We start from the raw sequence: 16374 nt of genomic DNA on the forward strand, positions 1-16374 counted from the left end.
TGTATCCAGTTTGATGACCGTTTTTTTATGGTTTATATTTATATTCATTAATCCGTATGCTGAGGTTACGAATCAATCCAGTATTATAATAAGTATGGTAATGCTGGTGTTGCCTGCCGGATTACTTGCGATAGGTGTCTCTTTAAACAGAAGCCTTCTCATGCTTCTCGCCTTTATTTGGAGTTTTCCATACAGTTTATATATGTTTTTAACGCCGGGAATCTTCAGGTTGTTCGGGATTACAAGCTTAATGTATTTATTGTGTTTTGTGTTATTTAGAATCATCAAGATCAGATTTTGAATAGAATTGAGGTGTGCTGATGCTAGATTCGTCAGGACTACATATTTGCTTCGATCCAGCAGGCCGTGAAATAGAAATCCTTGATGTTACTCCAGTCGGTAAAGATAAATACCGCATCGAAGAGACGCCGATCTTTAATCCAAGTGTTACAATGGGTGATATTATACGGGTGAAAGAAGAGCTAGGGATCTATTACTATCAGGAAACTGTACAGAAATCTCATTTCAAAAGGTACGCTTGGCTCCTCAGTAAAGAGGCTGTTGATTCAGCAGCCATTTCTGCTTTTAAACAACGGATTACAGAGAATGATGGGAAATGTGAACAGATCTTTGGCGGTTTGTTGGTCATTCATATACCTAAGAATACTTTGATGGACGTAGATGGGGAAATGAATCGCATTATTGAGCGGTTTTAGAAGTGTGGGTACGTAAATATTAACGATTATGAATAAGAAAAAAAATGCTGCGGCATGAAATGCAAGGAAGCTTGCACATGATGCAGCAGCATGGAGAATAGGTGAAACGCTTTAGACAATCTGAGCGATACAATCTATACTTATTTTATTTCTTTCATAAATGTCTTAAAATTTTCGGCGATTTCTTTTGATTTGGTATGGTGCAGATAATGTCCTGCATCAAGTTTTACCAATTTTCCTTGTACGGAATTTTTGACTTGCTCTTCATGCAATGATATCCAATCTTTTAAGAGAGTATCATCCCCTTGAACAAAGAGCAAAAGGGGGAGATCCTTTGGAAAAGTTGAATTTAGAGCCCCTTTATAATTAGAAGACATATGTTCCACTTCATTTAAGTTAGTGTAATTATAAGTGTTTCTAAGCGTAAGCAATCTCAATTGTTCTTTAGTTTCATCATCAAACGGCAATTCAGCATAGGGATTTCCACTTGATTTAAATAACAATCTGCCCAAGCCTGATTCTCTAAGTAGTTTTAATTTTCCTGTTGGTATTTTAACACCTATCCTGTCTTCCGTTGCAATACTATTATCAATCCCGACAAATGCACTCACTTCGTTTGGATATTTGTTCACATAATTCAAACTGTACATACCGGAAATAGAGTGTGCCATTAGAATATAACGGTCAATATTAAGCTGCTTTACAGCTTCATGAATTTCACTCACAATGTTTTCTGTGGTTCGCTCTTTTTCAGTTCTATCACTTAATCCATAACCGAAAGGCTCAATCACGACAACTTTGTAAAATGGAGATAGTTCATCTATTAACAGCTTAAAATCAAGTCCCGGTGCCACCGTTCCATAACCAGGTAAGAGCACGACTGTCTCTTCACCCTTTCCTTGAATCAAAACGTTCATATTTTTACCATCGACGCTTACAGACTGACCATAGGGTTTTATTTTAGCTTGGTCCGATTTATTGAGGAAAATATTAGCGACAAAAACAGTCACTAGAAAAAGTACTATTGCAGTAGCTAAAGCCCCTATGGAAATAAGTATAATTTTAAGCGGTTTATTCATCCTTTTTTTTATAACCTCTTCTTCTGGTTTCACTCGTATCTTCTCCTGTTCTAATCGCTTTATTTTAGTACCTTAACGAATTGCTAAAGAAAGCTTACCCGATGAAGATGAACTATACATGACGACAATATGAACTGAATATGAACGAGCGAAAAAAGCTTCTGCACCCATCAAAGAGTTTATAAAATGAATATGAGGTGAGCAATTATGTTGAAATTTATCAAACAATATTTGCCTAGTGTTGCTATCGCAGTGGTCCTATCTTTGTTTATAAGAACTTATGTTGCTGAAGCCATGAGGGTTCCTACTGGCTCTATGATTCCTACAATTGAAATTAATGACCGTCTAATCGTTGAAAAAATGTTATGGATGACGACACTCGATCATGGAGATATCGTCGTGTTTACGCCTCCGGTAGCAGGTGATGAGAATAAAAGATATGTAAAGCGGTTGATAGGGTTGCCAGGTGATACCATTGAAATTAAAGATGGAGCCCTTTACAGAAATGGAACGGAGATCAATGAACCCTATCTTAATGAGCGGATGAATTATACTTTTGGACCCGTTACGGTTCCGTCGGACCATTACTTTTTTCTCGGAGATAACCGGAATATAAGCTACGATGCTCATCTCTGGGCTACTCCTTTTGTAGCGAAGGATCAGTTGATTGGAAAAGTGATAGCGGACTTTAGTATTCCTTTTTAGGTGATGTTGCGGGGGTCTTTTGAACTAATTGATAGTGTTAATGAGACTTTAACCATATTGTGACTTTGGAATAATTTAGCTATCCTTAAGGTAAAATATACCTATTGATAGGAAGGGTGCAGAATTTTGAAAGCTCATGTCACGGATCTCAAACATGGCGATTGTCTTATGTTGGACACTTTTAATAGTGTTGGTTTACACGTGCTCCCAAAAGGGACAATTGTTTACCAAGAAGAAATCACCCTCCTGATGAGACATCGTATCGATTATGTCGATATTGAACCTCGCAGCATTGCGATGGATAATGAGGGAACGAATCTGGAGCAAAGCTTAAATGGAAACTTTGATCTAGCAATCCAAAACTATGAATCTATTTTTCTAGAAGCACTCAGCAAGGGCAGTTTCACGCAGTCAGATGTTGATCTTACGTTGCAGCCTTTGCTGGAAAAAATGGATGAACATAAGGATGTAGTTTCCTTATTGCTGTTGCTTGAACGAGAAGACGTTGGTACATACAATCATTCATTACAGGTGGGACTGCTATCATTTTACATAGCGACTTGGTTAGGTTATACCAAAGAAGAACGCTACGAGATTAGCCGGGCAGGGTATTTACACGACATAGGAAAAAGTCAGATCGACCCATCTATCTTAAATAAGACGGGGATCTTAACCCCTGAGGAAACTGAAGAACTAAAGCGTCACACTTCGTATGGATACGATATTATTCTTAAATCTATGAATGACGAGAAGACCGCTCTGGTGGCGCTTCAGCATCATGAATTCGAGGATGGGACTGGTTATCCTAATATGCTTCGTAAGGCGGACCTGCACCCGTATACACTGATTGTGGCTGTTGCTAATGCCTATGTTGGGATGACCTCTGCAAGAGTGAATCAACCCAAACAAGGGCTGATTACCGTTCTGCGCAAGGTGCATGAGCTGGGCTTTGGAAAGCTGAATGGAAATGCGGTACAAGCTTTGATTGGACATTTACTGCCGAACTTCGTAGGTAAAAGTGTTCAGCTTAGCAACGGAGAGCAAGGTACGATTATTATGAACAACCCTTTGGATATTTTTAAACCGTTAGTGAAAGTAGATGAAACTACGTTTAGGGATTTATCCAAGGAGCGAAATTTGACCGTTGAGGAAGTATTTATTTAACGAATAGTTTTGTCTGGATAAATGGAAAGGCTATCTCCTGATTCAAAATCAGAGGATAGTCTTTTTATGTTATAATCGAAATTGGGTTAACGACCCTTTAATATGAAGTAGGAGAGTGCTTATCGTGATTATCAAGTTCATTCGTTTGCGTTAATTCGAGGTGCAATTCAATGATACCAACATCCATTTATTTCAAAATGTGACGGGTCTTATTTAAGTGTGCATTCTTTGATTACCAAATTCGAATGAAATGAGGAATAAACAATGAGCGAAAAGATATTTAAAGTAAACGGAATTGATATATGTTCGGATAGTTTTGGAGACCCCAGCAATCCTGCAATATTACTAATTATGGGTGCCACTTGTTCAATGGTTTATTGGGATGAGGAGTTTTGTCAACGATTAGCAGATACAGGACGATATGTTATAAGGTATGATAACCGGGATGTGGGACGTTCTGTTGTATATGAGCCTGGGAGTTCTAATTATACGGTAATTGATATGGCCGATGATGCTGCTGGGTTACTTGACGCTTATAATATAGAACAGGCAAATATCGTTGGGATGTCCTTAGGTGGAATGATTGCACAAGTCCTTGCTATACGTCATCCCAAAAAGGTTCTAACCTTAACATTGGTCGCATCTAGCATTTTTGAATCTGATGATAATGACCGGAACTTACCTCCAATGGATGAGAGGATCCTCGCTTTTCATGCCAATGGAGCTAGTCTGGATTGGTCAGATGAAGAAGCGGTCGCAGATTACTTGGTTTCCGGTTCCAGTATACTCTGTGGATCAAAACATAAATTCGATGAGAAAAGAGCGTATAAACAAGTTAGGATGGAAATAAAACGTGCAAACAACTTGCTCAGCATGTTTAATCATTCGCTTCTTACAGGAGTGGATGACTACGAGGGGAAGGCGAAAAATATCATAGTTTCTACCTTAGTTATCCACGGTACAGAAGATAGCATACTTCCCTTGGAGCATGGTCTGGCGCTTGCCGATGAAATTCCTAATGCGTCGCTACTAACCCTAGAAGGAACGGGTCACGAAGTTCACCCAGATGATTGGGAAACAATAATTAATGCTATTTCGAATCATACATTAGGCAGTAATAGTTAACGAGGCTTAAATAGTTAGATAAAGAAGGGTTACAATACGGTGATGCCGATTGTAGCCCTTTTTCTACTTCTCCTTAGGAATTAAAGCGTTTAACTAATTTTTCCTTATGTGCAGTAAATGCCTCTTCTAAAGTGATACCATACAAATCGGCTAACAAGGCTATATTGCCTAGCACATCACCAATTTCCTCAATCAAGTCGTGTTTCAGTTGCTCTGGTGGAGGGGTAGATTCATCTGGCCGATCTCTTCCAATTTCATAGGATCGTACTGCCCGTGCAACCTCACCTGTCTCTTCCATAAGAAATCCAACCCGTATAAAAGGACCATAATCGGTCCAGCCTCTTTGTCCATAATAACTTTTAATCCATTTCTGCACTTCATTGATCTCCATATTATGTAGCTCTCCTTAATCTTTTATATGATTTATTCTCCAACATATAGTATATTAGATGTCGGATATTATCAATATATAGTTTGGAGATGAGGATTTGAAATCAATTTGTGTTTTTGCAGGATCGAATTTAGGGGTGCATGAGGAATATAAAGTCAAAGCTGTTGAACTTGGAAACTACATGGCTATGAACGATTATCGCTTAATTTACGGGGGGTCAAAAATTGGATTAATGGGTGAAGTCGCCAATGCTGTTTTGAACGGTGGAGGTGAGGTGATCGGAGTTATGCCTAGGGGATTGTTTAATGGAGAGATGGTACATAGAGAATTAACGCAGCTGATAGAAGTGGACGATATGCATGGACGTAAAGCAAAAATGGGAGAATTGGCGGATGGGTTTATTGCTTTACCCGGCGGTTTTGGAACGTATGAAGAGCTGTTTGAGGTTTTGTGCTGGTCACAAATCGGTATACATAAGAAACCGGTAGGGGTTTTAAATATCAGGAATTATTTTGATCCTCTGATGAATCTAATTCAACATAGCATTAACGAGGGATTTTCTAACGCTTCGCATCTTAGCTTGTTAAATATAGATCAAGAACCCTTGGAACTATTAAAAAAATTAGAAAGCTATGTCCCTCAAACGTTGGAGCAAAAGTGGAAACAGCTTAACTAAAGAACAGTTACTGTAACAGATGAAAGGGCTGCCGAGAGGGAGCTCTTTTTCTGCTAATCATTGGTTGTGGTAGAATATGGGTAGGTTAATACCCCATTTGAAATATGGGATTTGAATCAAATTAACTTTGAATAACCTCACATTCGCTCGCTGAATTTGAATTTCACTAGTGGATTGGCTATGATAAATATAGAGAAAAGCTACAAGAGGAGAAATGGATAATGACCCCCGAGAATCAAATCGAACAATTTAAAAAGCTTAAGCACGAGATCACCCGGTTTATGTTGATTTATAAATTTGCGCTTGATGAGATGGAGACGAAGATTGAGATCCTCAAACAGGAGTTTCAGTCTCTTCACGATTACAGTCCTATTGAACATACCAAATCGAGAATCAAGTCTCCCGAGAGTATTATGAACAAAATGCTCCGTAAAAATGGAGAATTATCTCTAGATTCTGTGAGAAATTGTATTAAAGACATTGCAGGTCTACGAATTACCTGTTCTTTTATCTCAGATATTTATCATGTAAGTGAAATGCTTCAGAAGCAGGACGACTTAACGGTTCTTGAAGTGAAGGATTATATTAAGAATCCCAAGCCTAACGGTTATCAAAGTTTGCATTTGCTGATTCAGGTACCTGTATTTATGTCAGATCGTCAGGAGTTAGTGTGCGTTGAGGTACAAATTCGTACCATTGCTATGGATTTCTGGGCAAGTCTCGAACATAAAATTTTCTATAAATATAATAAGTCAGTACCAGAGAGTATGACGCGTGAATTGAAAAATGCAGCGGATGCCGCTCATGCACTTGATCTGCAAATGGAGCGACTGCATCGGGACATTAAGGAAATCAAAGACGACGATGAAGATGACGATCTTAGTTCCTTTGAGGAGCTTCGCCGTATAGTGATTCACAATCAGCAATTCACACTTCCAGCTAACTTTATTAAGCTGCTTGGAGACAAATAAGCTGATCATATCACCTAGAGTTACCGTTTCTGGTTAACTCTAGGTTTTTTTATTGTAGTTATCATTGCCACGTACAACTAGAATAGAGTATTCTCAACTTGAAAGAGAGACTTGTAATCATTGGCTTCATCAAATTGATATGAAGGAGAATGAAGATGAGTGAGCGTAGACTCCGAACCATTACTGTAAATCAAATCGGATATCCGGTGGGTGGAGAAAAGATTGCAGTGTTTACTGGTGCTAGACATGACTTTCAGGTTGTTGATGTTGATCATGGAAATGTTGTATTCGAAGGGCAGACAGGTGCTCCCAGATTTGATGAGGCAAGTGGAGTAACTGTACATACAGGTGACTTTTCTGAGGTTCATGCAGTGGGCAGATACCGGATTGAGCAAGGTGAGGGGATAGCTTCGGCATCATTTATAATCTCAGATAAACCTTATCAGGAGCTTCAACAGGGCTTGCTGAAGGCCTTTTATTATTATCGTTGCGGGGTTGAGTTGACTGAAGAGTATGCTGGAGATTGGAAGCATAAGGCATGTCATACAGCAGAGGGAATTGTATATGGTGAAACGGAGCGTCGGCTAGATTGTTCTGGAGGCTGGCATGATGCAGGTGATTATGGTAAATATAGTGGACCCGGAGCCAAGGCCATCGCCGATCTGTTACTAGCCTATGAGTTATATCCATCTGCTTTTGTAAGCGCTATCCCGATTCCTGAAAGTGGGGGGATAACTCCAGATATATTGCTGGAATGCAAAGTGGAGCTGGATTGGTTATTCAAAATGCAAGACTATAGAACAGGTGGAGTGTATCATAAACTGACTACGCTGAGCTTTCCAGATTTGGATGTGATGCCAGAGGCTGATACAGCAGATCTATATTTCTCACCGGTGTCAGCAACCGCCACTGGAGATTTTGCTGGAGTCATGGCCATGGCAGCGCGGATATATGAGCCCTTTGACTCAGCCTATGCGAAGAAATGTCTGGATGCCGCAACACTAGCTTGGGAATGGCTTATTCAACATCCAGATGCGCCAGGGTTTATAAATCCTCCAGAAATTAGCACCGGTGAATATGGAGATGGGAACGACAAGGATGAGCGGTATTGGGCAGCTGCGGAGCTCTATCGTACGACGGGGAAAGAAGAATACCATCAAGCTGTTCTGCAACTGGTGCAGTTGTCTTTTTCAAAATACAGTCTAGGCTGGGCAGATATGGGGGGCTACGGCACGCTTGCGTATCTATTAAATGGTGAAGATCTAGCAGACCGTGCTTTGTATGCTTCCTTAAGAGAAGGACTTCTAGCTGAAGCTGGATGTTTATCTGAACAGAGTCGCGAGGATGGCTATAGGATCTCTTTGAAAGAGGAAGACTATATTTGGGGTAGCAATATGCTAGTAATGAACAATGCTATGCTGCTGCTAGTGGCTGAATATTTTAGTGGAGATTCGAGCTTTGCGGACTGTGCGCTAGATCATTTGCACTATCTGATGGGTCGTAACGTACTGGATATCAGTTATGTTACCGGATTTGGCGATCATCCAGTGATGCATCCGCATCATCGTCCATCTGTTGGTGACCATGTGGTTGATCCTGTGCCGGGTCTTGTATCTGGGGGGCCAGATCGTGGGCTTCATGATGAATATGTAGTAGAACATTTACAAGGAAAACCAGCCGCTCAGTGCTTTGCCGATCATGAACTTAGTTATTCTACGAATGAGGTAACGATCTACTGGAATTCACCTGCGGTGTTCGTTACAGCTCGGTTTAATCAATAAATTAATTAATATATGGGAAAGGCATGTCTCATGGGGGAGATGCCTTTCTCTTTTTTTATGTAGCTAAAATGCTATAATACGAAATGGTATGATATTTTCTCGATTGGCAATAGGAGGTAAGGCATTGAGCAGTATTTTTGAAATTCAAAGACTTGCAAAATTGAACTGGAAAAGTAGCGAACAAGCTTCGAAATATCTATTCTCGGACATCTCCGCTGAAATATCTGAATCGGACCGAATCGCTCTGATCGGTGCCTCGGGTCAAGGTAAAAGCACACTACTTAGAATAATGGCTCTGCTGGATGCTCCAGATGAAGGGGATATGCTTGTCAAGGGCACTTCATTCAAAAATATGGATTCAAAGCTGTGGAGAATGAAAATCGGGTTTGTGGCTCAACAAGCGGTTATGTTGCCTGGCAGTGTGGAGGATAACCTAAGAACTGTCAGCAAGCTGCATGACAGACCATATGACCATAAATTAGTACAGCGGCTATTGGAACAAATAGGGCTGGAACAATTGGATTTGAGTAAAAAAGCAGCAGATTGCTCTGGCGGTGAAAAGCAGCGGATATCCCTGATTCGGTCATTGCTGCTGCGACCTAATGTTCTACTGCTCGATGAAATCACTGCATCACTAGACATTGACAGCACTCAAAGGGTAGAGGATCTACTAGAACAGTGGCATAAAGAAGAAGGGACTTCAATGATTTGGGTGACCCATGACCTTAAACAGGCTAGCCGAATAAGCACTACTACATGGTTTATGGGGAATGGTAAGCTGGAACAGCACTTGAGTGAATCTTTTTTTGCTGAATCTGCGGAAAACTTGGCAAAAAGATTTATTCGACCGTTAGAAGGAGCGTCATTCTTATGAGTTATACTGCACTGAGTTTCACGCTTCTGTTTGTGTTAGGGACGATGTTGGTCTCGGTATGGCAAAAGCTCGGACTAGAAAAAGATATTATTGTAGGCACTATAAGGTCGGCAATTCAATTGCTTGCGGTCGGATATGTACTGCAATTTATTTTTAAAACCGATCAGATGATCTATGTTATTTTGATAATAATCTTTATGATAAGTGTAGCCGCATGGAATGCAGCGAAAAGAGGAAAAGGTCTACGTGGATTAGTGTGGAGAATTGGACTTGCGATCGCTACTATGGAGCTCCTTATGATGGGGATTCTGCTCGGCTTACATATTATTGAGGCGACCCCACAATATATCATTCCCATTAGTGGCATGACCATTGGTAGCGCTATGGTTGTCTCGGGTTTGTTCATTAACCATATCAAGCACGAAATACAGCAGAGCAAAGGAGAAATCGAAACCTTGCTGTCACTCGGTGCAACGGTTCCACAAGCGATCCATGAAGTTAGAAAAAGATCTGTGAAATTCAGCATGATCCCTACCATCGACGGAATGAAGACAGTAGGACTTGTCCAGCTTCCAGGTATGATGACAGGTATGATTATTGCTGGCGCTGATCCAGTAATCGCTGTTCGCTACCAGATTCTGATTGTGTTCTCATTCACCGCTTCTGCGGCCATAACAAGTATACTGCTAAGTGTACTGAGCTACCGACTCTTTTTCACGCCTGATCAACGGCTTAAACAATCGGTAGAACGATAATAGATTTCTATTTCTCACAAGCGATTCCGTTATTGTCACGGTCGCTTTTTTTGTTGGCATTTTGGTTACATAAAAGTTAGCGATAACGGGGAATAATTAGAATTCAATTCACATGAGGTGAAAAAGCTTTTTATGAGGTGATTCTGATTAGTAGAAAGAAATTGGCGGCTACCCTGATCGCAGGCGTATTGCTTCTGCCAGGTATCGCAATAGGTGCACCTGATAACGGAACGGTGATTCAGTCTAATGGAAAGCTGCTCTCAGCCATGCCTTTGCCAGCCCCGGAGTCTAAACGAATCATATTACCAACAGCATTTCAAGCGGCTGAGTTATACGGGTTCGGGTTGCAGCACAGGAATGCGTCGATTCAATATTCGATCTTTTCCAAAGAACTCAAAAAGGTTATGTATCCACAGTTTGTTGAACTGAACTGGGTAACTGGTGTATCCAGCCCATGGATCACAAAGTACGAGGTTACTAAAGAAACAGTAATTAACCAAAATTCAGAGGTCATAGAAATGCGCATAGATTCCGCGACTTCAAATGGTCCGGAACCATCCATGCTACTGACGATCTCACTTGTTAAAGATCATAATAGCTGGGTGATTACCGGAGTGAAGCCGAATCCTTAAATGACATGCGGAGAATTGTAAAAAGAGCAAGCGTAGTAGGGAACATTCCCGTACGCTTGCTCTTTTTTACTGACTGAATTCATTATTCCGCTATTACGCGACTAATCTCTACCCGCCTTGACCATCAATTCCGCCATCATTTTTGGCTCGGTTCGGACAGTGGTCATATGATCACCTTTGCCCTCGATGAAGCGGAAAACGCCCAAATGACTGGATTGAGTCGGGTGAAACCCATATGGACCTTGTGGGATAGCCGTGTCTTCCGTCAAATAAAGATAACTTTTAGGGATTTGGAGACTGTAGAATTTCTTGAGATCCAGCTTTTCAAACAGTGGGGTAGCTGGTTCAGGCGGAGCTTGTTTATAAAAGGCTTGTGCTTGCGCAAGACTGGCAGTGTTGACGAAGGTATCCCGGAAGAGCGGGAAAGGGAGCGTGATGGTGTTATTACCGGAAGCGTCTCTTAGCTGTTCAAAGGATTTAAGTGACTCAGCAGGAAATTGATCTGCCACACTTTGCCCGTCAAGCGGAGCGAAGGCATCAAAGAACACGATCCGTTTGATCCGATCAGGTACTTGCTGGGAAACTGTTTGAATGACTGATCCGCCAAAGCTATGTCCGAGCAGAATAAAATCCTTCAAGTCTTTTTGTTTGATATAGTCGACAACGGACTTTGTGATTTGCTCATGTGTTACATTATTATTCTTATCCGCGCCATGTCCTGCATATTCCGGTGTGTAGACGGTGTGCCCTAACTTACGAAGCTCTGCGGCTGTTTCATCCCAAAAACCTGCTGTAGCCCAAGACCCATGGATCAGAACAAAGGTTAATGGAGTCTGTTTGGTAGAGGATTTGTGGTTAGCGGCTGCAACCGCGGGGTGTTGATTCAAAGGCTGCAACCCCATAATGGTGAAGATAGAGATGCATAACGCAAATACTATTTTAATGTGAATCGATTTCATACTTTGCCTCCTGTATAGTGTGAGAATTTAACATTATAGAGGATGCCCCGATTGACAGAGAAAGATGAATTTTTATTGGAGTCAGTGAATCTCCGGCACCTAGGCATAGGCAAACGCATATGTTGTTCTAGGAAATCAAAAATTTACGGGAACAGAAGGGTAGGAATAAACAGTGACTTCATACATGGATTATACGTCCCCTGATACACAATTTACTTTCGATGTGAACACTAATACTCTCTTTAAAAAGGATGCCAACAACTACATTAATTTGCTGTCGGTTAAGCAGCTGAACACACTGGAGAATACCTCACTCCTTGATATTTTTCTTAGCAAATCGAATGTGGTGGAGCCTCATTATCATCAAAATGCGGCAGAGCTTGTCTATTGTATCTGCGGTTCAGCAGTAGTGTCTATACTCAATCCGTTTACAAATGAACTTCTTCATTTCCCAATATGTCCAGGTCAAGTGGCGAATGTGCCGCAAGGCTGGTGGCATTATGAAGTAGCTACTGTCGATAATACACATCTGCTTGCCATTTTTGACGCACCTATTCCTGAGGTTATCTTAGGTTCGGATATTTTGAGCAAAACTCCGGCAAATGTATTGGCCCATACTTACTGTTTGAATGAAGCATTGGTAAAGGAAGCGTTAGCTCCTATTAAACCTGGCACCTTTATCGGCCCACCTGCCGACTGCTGTGAAGAAGATAAAGTAAAGGGAGTCAATAATATGGCCCCGAATATGGCTCCCAATATGAATATGCATGCAAATATGAAACCAAATATGCAACCTAACATGCATCCAAACATGCAGCCATATGCTCATATGCAAGCTCAGCCCATCCCTATATCTTCACAAATGCCTCCAGCGACGCAAGCATTTAATTATCAGCCTTACCCAATGCAAGGATACTACACTCAAGGCTATGAACAGCACTATCGCCAACAGCCTTATGTACAACAACAGCCGAATTATCAATATTCAAATAATCAAGAGTAACAACAAAAAACCTCCTGAGATTAAATCTCCCGGGAGGTTTTCTTGTTAGGGCTTAAGATAAACGGACAAGCACTCTGCCTCGTGTGTTTCCTTGCAGAATATCTTCCAATGCTTGTGGCAGTTCATTCAAGGTTACTTCACGATCTACAAGGTTCTCAAGCTGTGCAGGCTTCAAATCAGTCGCCATCCGTGTCCACACCTTTTCGCGTAGCTCAGCAGGACACTCTACGGAATCAATACCGAGCAGGTTAACCCCTCGAAGAATAAAGGGAAGGACGGTTGTTGGAACAGAAGTGCCACCGGTCAGGCCGCTTGCAGCAACAGAACCTCTGTAGGAGATTTTACTCAAAATCGAAGCAAGTGAGTTTCCACCAACGGAATCAACAGCACCTTGCCATAGTTGCTTTTCTAATGGTTTGCTAGATCCGCCCGTAACCTCCTCGCGTGAAATGACTTCCTCCGCGCCAAGAGTTTTCAAATATTCGTTAGCTTCTGTATTACCAGTGCTGGCCACTACGCTATAGCCTTTTGTGCTTAGCATAGCGATAGCCGATCCACCCACACCACCGGTCGCTCCCGTTACGAGTACTTTGCCTTTGTCTGGTGCTAAGTCATTGTCTTCCAGAGCTTGAATGGACAAGGCTGCAGTTAGTCCAGCTGTACCATAAATCATAGCTTCTCTTAGTGTAAGTCCTTCCGGCAGTGGGGTGATCCAAGCGGCAGGAATTCGTGTATATTCGCTATATCCTCCAAAGTGAGATACACCCATACCATACCCTGTAGCGATAACTTGCTGTCCTTCATGAAACCGCTCGTCTGTAGAAGACACCACAGTACCGGATAAGTCGATGCCTGGAATAAAAGGGTATGATCTTACAATTTTTCCGTTAGGGATACTGGCTAATCCGTCTTTATAATTCACACTGGAGTATGCAACCTTAATTACAACTTCTCCTGCGGGTAGTTCTTCTAAGGTAACCGGCTTAACAGCGACGGAGAATGATGATTCTGTTTTGTCGACAACTAATGCTTGAAATGATTCTGTCATAAGTGTAAGCTCCTTCAACTACGTTATAGGTAAGACATGTATATATTATTTATTCTGATCAGTCAACTTGTCATTGTCTATGATATAACGCAAGTTAGACGTAGTGTAGGACTCTTTCATTGTGTATTGTAACATTATAATCGAACTCTACATGTTATTTGTACAGTGGACGTGTTAAGTTCAGACTGCTGGTATATAACTTGTTTTTAAGGGAGAATTGTTGAAATGTCTATTATAAAGTTAATTCGTGAACATGAGATCGAACCGTATTTGGACCTCTTAGCTGAGGTTGAACATATCCATCTAGATAGAAACAATCCTAACCATGAGCAGTGGCTGAGACGCCGCATACAATCACATTTTCAGCGGGGGGCGTTGTTTTATGCTTATCATGAGAATGAACAAGACGATGCTTTTGGTATTGTTGCCGTTCTGCATGAGGAGGCACCGATCGGCATTCCCGCGCTTGGAGCAAGAGCCGAAGTCCTAGATATTGGAGTGTGTAAAGATCATCGCAGAAAAGGAATAGGAGGTATTTTACTACAGCATGTAGAAGAAGTTGTTAAGAGCAAGGGAGCTTACTGTTTACTTATGCTGACCTATGCAGAAGATTATGATGTGATTGCTTTTTACGGTAAAAACGGCTTTGTGCCCGTCGCTACAATCCCTGATGTATTTGGTCCGGGTGCCGAAGGGAATACTATCTTAAGAAAAATACTAAAGTGATCTATTCAATAGGAAGAAAGTTTGTTTAAATGGTATAGTATAGTGTATTTGAAATCTTAGGGTTGAAGAAAGAGAGGCTAATTCATGGCTATTGCAACAACGATGATTGTCAGGCTCGAAATTCGGAAATCGGTTGCTTCTTTTGGTGATGTTGCTTCAGGAATTGCCACTGCAGGTGGAGATATCGTTGCTATTGACGTGATTCGTGCAGGTAAGGATGTAACAACTCGAGATATAACAATAAACGTGCAAGATGCCTCGAATGGAGAAATGATGTCTATACTATCGAAGATGCCAGGGGTCAAAGTAATTAATGTGTCAGATCGAACATTTCTAGCTCATCTAGGCGGGAAGATTGAAATCACACCTAAAATGCCAATCAAAAATCGGGAGGATTTATCGCTGGTATATACCCCGGGAGTTGCCCGAGTGTGTACGGCAATTGCCGAAGATCCGAACAAAGCCTATTCTTTGACGATGAAGCGGAATACAGTAGCCGTCGTTACAGACGGAACGGCTGTGCTTGGACTAGGGGATATAGGACCGGAAGCGGCTATGCCTGTCATGGAAGGTAAGGCTATGCTGTTTAAGCAATTAGCGAACATCGATGCTTTTCCACTATGCTTAAATACTAAAGATTCAGATGAAATCATTAATATCGTTAAAGCAGTATCTCCTGGATTTGGGGGAATCAACTTAGAAGATATCAGTTCTCCGCGCTGTTTCGAGATTGAACGTCGGCTTGCCGAAGAGCTGGATATTCCGGTATTTCATGATGATCAGCACGGTACATCTGTTGTAGTTTTGGCAGGTCTTTTGAATGCGCTTAAAGTAGTAAACAAATCTATCGAAGATGTTCGAATTGTCGTTGTGGGTATAGGTGCGGCTGGTGTGTCCATCTGTAATATGCTTCTGGCGGCAGGAGCTCGCAAAATCTACGCGGTAGATCGTGAAGGTGTTCTTAGAAAAGATCTTCAGTATGATAATCAGGAATGGCGGAAGCTTGCTGATGCGACTAACCCGGAAGGTATTGAAGGTGGACTGACGGAGGTTATTCAGGGAGCAGATGTCTTTATTGGGGTGTCACGTGGTGGGATTCTATCCGTCGATCATCTCAAGAGTATGGCCAGCGATAACATTGTGTTTGCAATGGCTAATCCGACACCGGAGATTGAACCAGAATTGGCCGAGCCTTTTGTTCGCGTGTTAGCGACAGGTAGAAGTGACTATCCGAATCAGATCAACAATGTGCTGTGTTTTCCGGGTATCTTCCGTGGCGCACTGGATTGCAGAGCAAAAACAGTGAACCTTGAAATGAAGCTAGCCGCGGCAAAAGCGATTGCTTCAGTCGTTCATCCGGATGAGGTTAATGAGCAATACGTAATCCCAAGTATTTTTAACGAAAAAGTGGTAGAGTTAGTGCGTCTGGCAGTGATCCATGCAGCTATTGCAACGGATGTAGCCCGCCGGATCCCTAAGGATATTGATAAGGATATGGAATAAAAGCGATACTATAAATGGACTGCTTTGCTTAGTGAGAGAGCAGTCTATTTTTTTATAGATTGACACATAACTGAGAGGCTTATCATAATTAGGGCTAAAAGTATTTATTCCCATTTTAGTAAAGTGGCTGATATAATTACAATAATGTATGAGATGTAGAAAGGGCATCCAAGTGGGTGCCCTTAAATTTTGCCTCTAGAGAGGGTAGTATCCAAAAAAGGGTTAAATTAATATAGAAGTGGTGAATTCATGAAAGAGTTTTACAG

At 41.4% G+C, this 16374-nt stretch carries 17 protein-coding genes; 13 read left to right on the plus strand and 4 right to left on the minus strand.

The features are described 5' to 3' along the window. Positions 1-320 precede the first annotated feature (320 nt). A complete protein-coding gene (locus NSS87_RS11590) occupies positions 321-716 on the plus strand; it encodes a DUF4265 domain-containing protein (protein ID WP_042187136.1) in 396 nt (131 codons plus the stop codon). A gap of 140 nt (positions 717-856) precedes the next feature. Here NSS87_RS11590 and NSS87_RS11595 read toward each other — a convergent pair whose 3' ends face one another. Next, complete coding sequence (locus NSS87_RS11595) at positions 857-1795, minus strand: alpha/beta hydrolase (protein WP_042193683.1); 939 nt, start codon at positions 1793-1795, stop codon at positions 857-859. Between the two features lie 207 nt (positions 1796-2002). On the opposite strand from NSS87_RS11595, the gene lepB reads away from it, so the two are divergent. The 3 genes from lepB (at position 2003) to NSS87_RS11610 (ending at position 4789) form a co-directional block, all read left to right on the plus strand. Beyond that, on the plus strand, positions 2003-2500 hold the full coding sequence (lepB, locus tag NSS87_RS11600; protein WP_339247208.1) for a signal peptidase I: 498 nt from the start codon (positions 2003-2005) through the stop codon (positions 2498-2500). A 126-nt stretch (positions 2501-2626) separates the two neighbouring features. Next, the gene (locus tag NSS87_RS11605; protein WP_042187147.1) at positions 2627-3664 is read left to right on the plus strand and encodes an HD domain-containing phosphohydrolase; all 1038 of its coding nucleotides are present in this window, start codon (positions 2627-2629) and stop codon (positions 3662-3664) included. A 264-nt stretch (positions 3665-3928) separates the two neighbouring features. Further along, positions 3929-4789 (plus strand): alpha/beta hydrolase, encoded by an 861-nt coding sequence (locus tag NSS87_RS11610; protein ID WP_339247210.1) that lies wholly within the window; start codon positions 3929-3931, stop codon positions 4787-4789. A 73-nt stretch (positions 4790-4862) separates the two neighbouring features. Here NSS87_RS11610 and NSS87_RS11615 read toward each other — a convergent pair whose 3' ends face one another. Next, the gene (locus tag NSS87_RS11615; protein WP_094870124.1) at positions 4863-5180 is read right to left on the minus strand and encodes a MazG-like family protein; all 318 of its coding nucleotides are present in this window, start codon (positions 5178-5180) and stop codon (positions 4863-4865) included. Between the two features lie 97 nt (positions 5181-5277). Here NSS87_RS11615 and NSS87_RS11620 point away from each other — a divergent pair, with 97 nt between their 5' ends. From NSS87_RS11620 to NSS87_RS11645, 6 genes are all read left to right on the plus strand, one after another. Beyond that, on the plus strand, positions 5278-5856 hold the full coding sequence (locus NSS87_RS11620) for a TIGR00730 family Rossman fold protein (RefSeq protein WP_339247212.1): 579 nt from the start codon (positions 5278-5280) through the stop codon (positions 5854-5856). Positions 5857-6077: 221 nt separating this feature from the next. After that, positions 6078-6827 (plus strand): GTP pyrophosphokinase family protein, encoded by a 750-nt coding sequence (locus NSS87_RS11625; RefSeq protein ID WP_042187155.1) that lies wholly within the window; start codon positions 6078-6080, stop codon positions 6825-6827. Between the two features lie 155 nt (positions 6828-6982). Further along, positions 6983-8608: a glycoside hydrolase family 9 protein gene (locus tag NSS87_RS11630; protein WP_339247215.1), complete on the plus strand. Its 1626-nt coding sequence runs from the start codon at positions 6983-6985 to the stop codon at positions 8606-8608. A 124-nt stretch (positions 8609-8732) separates the two neighbouring features. Further along, positions 8733-9482 carry an ATP-binding cassette domain-containing protein gene (locus tag NSS87_RS11635; RefSeq protein ID WP_339247218.1) on the plus strand — a complete coding sequence of 250 codons (750 nt, stop codon included), beginning with the start codon at positions 8733-8735 and terminating at the stop codon, positions 9480-9482. Then, entirely contained in the window at positions 9479-10237 is a 759-nt protein-coding gene (fetB, locus tag NSS87_RS11640) for an iron export ABC transporter permease subunit FetB (RefSeq protein WP_042187159.1), read from the plus strand. Before NSS87_RS11635 ends, fetB begins: the two co-directional genes overlap by 4 nt. A 137-nt stretch (positions 10238-10374) precedes the next feature. Continuing rightward, positions 10375-10869, plus strand: coding sequence for a hypothetical protein (locus NSS87_RS11645; RefSeq protein WP_339247221.1), 495 nt, complete (start codon positions 10375-10377; stop codon positions 10867-10869). A 101-nt stretch (positions 10870-10970) separates the two neighbouring features. Here the strand turns inward: NSS87_RS11645 and NSS87_RS11650 are convergent, their stop codons facing one another. Further along, the gene (locus NSS87_RS11650) at positions 10971-11828 is read right to left on the minus strand and encodes an alpha/beta hydrolase (protein ID WP_052404246.1); all 858 of its coding nucleotides are present in this window, start codon (positions 11826-11828) and stop codon (positions 10971-10973) included. 184 nt (positions 11829-12012) lie between these two features. On the opposite strand from NSS87_RS11650, the gene NSS87_RS11655 reads away from it, so the two are divergent. After that, positions 12013-12831, plus strand: a complete 819-nt coding sequence (locus NSS87_RS11655) for a cupin domain-containing protein (RefSeq protein WP_076298434.1) — start codon at positions 12013-12015, stop codon at positions 12829-12831. A gap of 52 nt (positions 12832-12883) precedes the next feature. On the opposite strand, the gene NSS87_RS11660 is transcribed toward NSS87_RS11655, so the two are convergent. Next, entirely contained in the window at positions 12884-13879 is a 996-nt protein-coding gene (locus NSS87_RS11660) for an acryloyl-CoA reductase (RefSeq protein WP_042187162.1), read from the minus strand. Between the two features lie 225 nt (positions 13880-14104). Between NSS87_RS11660 and NSS87_RS11665 the strand changes: the two genes are divergently transcribed. Both NSS87_RS11665 and NSS87_RS11670 read left to right on the plus strand, forming a co-directional pair. Beyond that, complete coding sequence (locus tag NSS87_RS11665) at positions 14105-14605, plus strand: GNAT family N-acetyltransferase (RefSeq protein ID WP_339247227.1); 501 nt, start codon at positions 14105-14107, stop codon at positions 14603-14605. An 84-nt stretch (positions 14606-14689) separates the two neighbouring features. Continuing rightward, positions 14690-16108, plus strand: coding sequence for an NAD-dependent malic enzyme (locus tag NSS87_RS11670; protein ID WP_042187166.1), 1419 nt, complete (start codon positions 14690-14692; stop codon positions 16106-16108). Positions 16109-16374: the final 266 nt, after the last annotated feature.

The organism is Paenibacillus sp. FSL F4-0243 (assembly GCF_037963295.1).
Lineage (GTDB): Bacteria > Bacillota > Bacilli > Paenibacillales > Paenibacillaceae > Paenibacillus_AQ.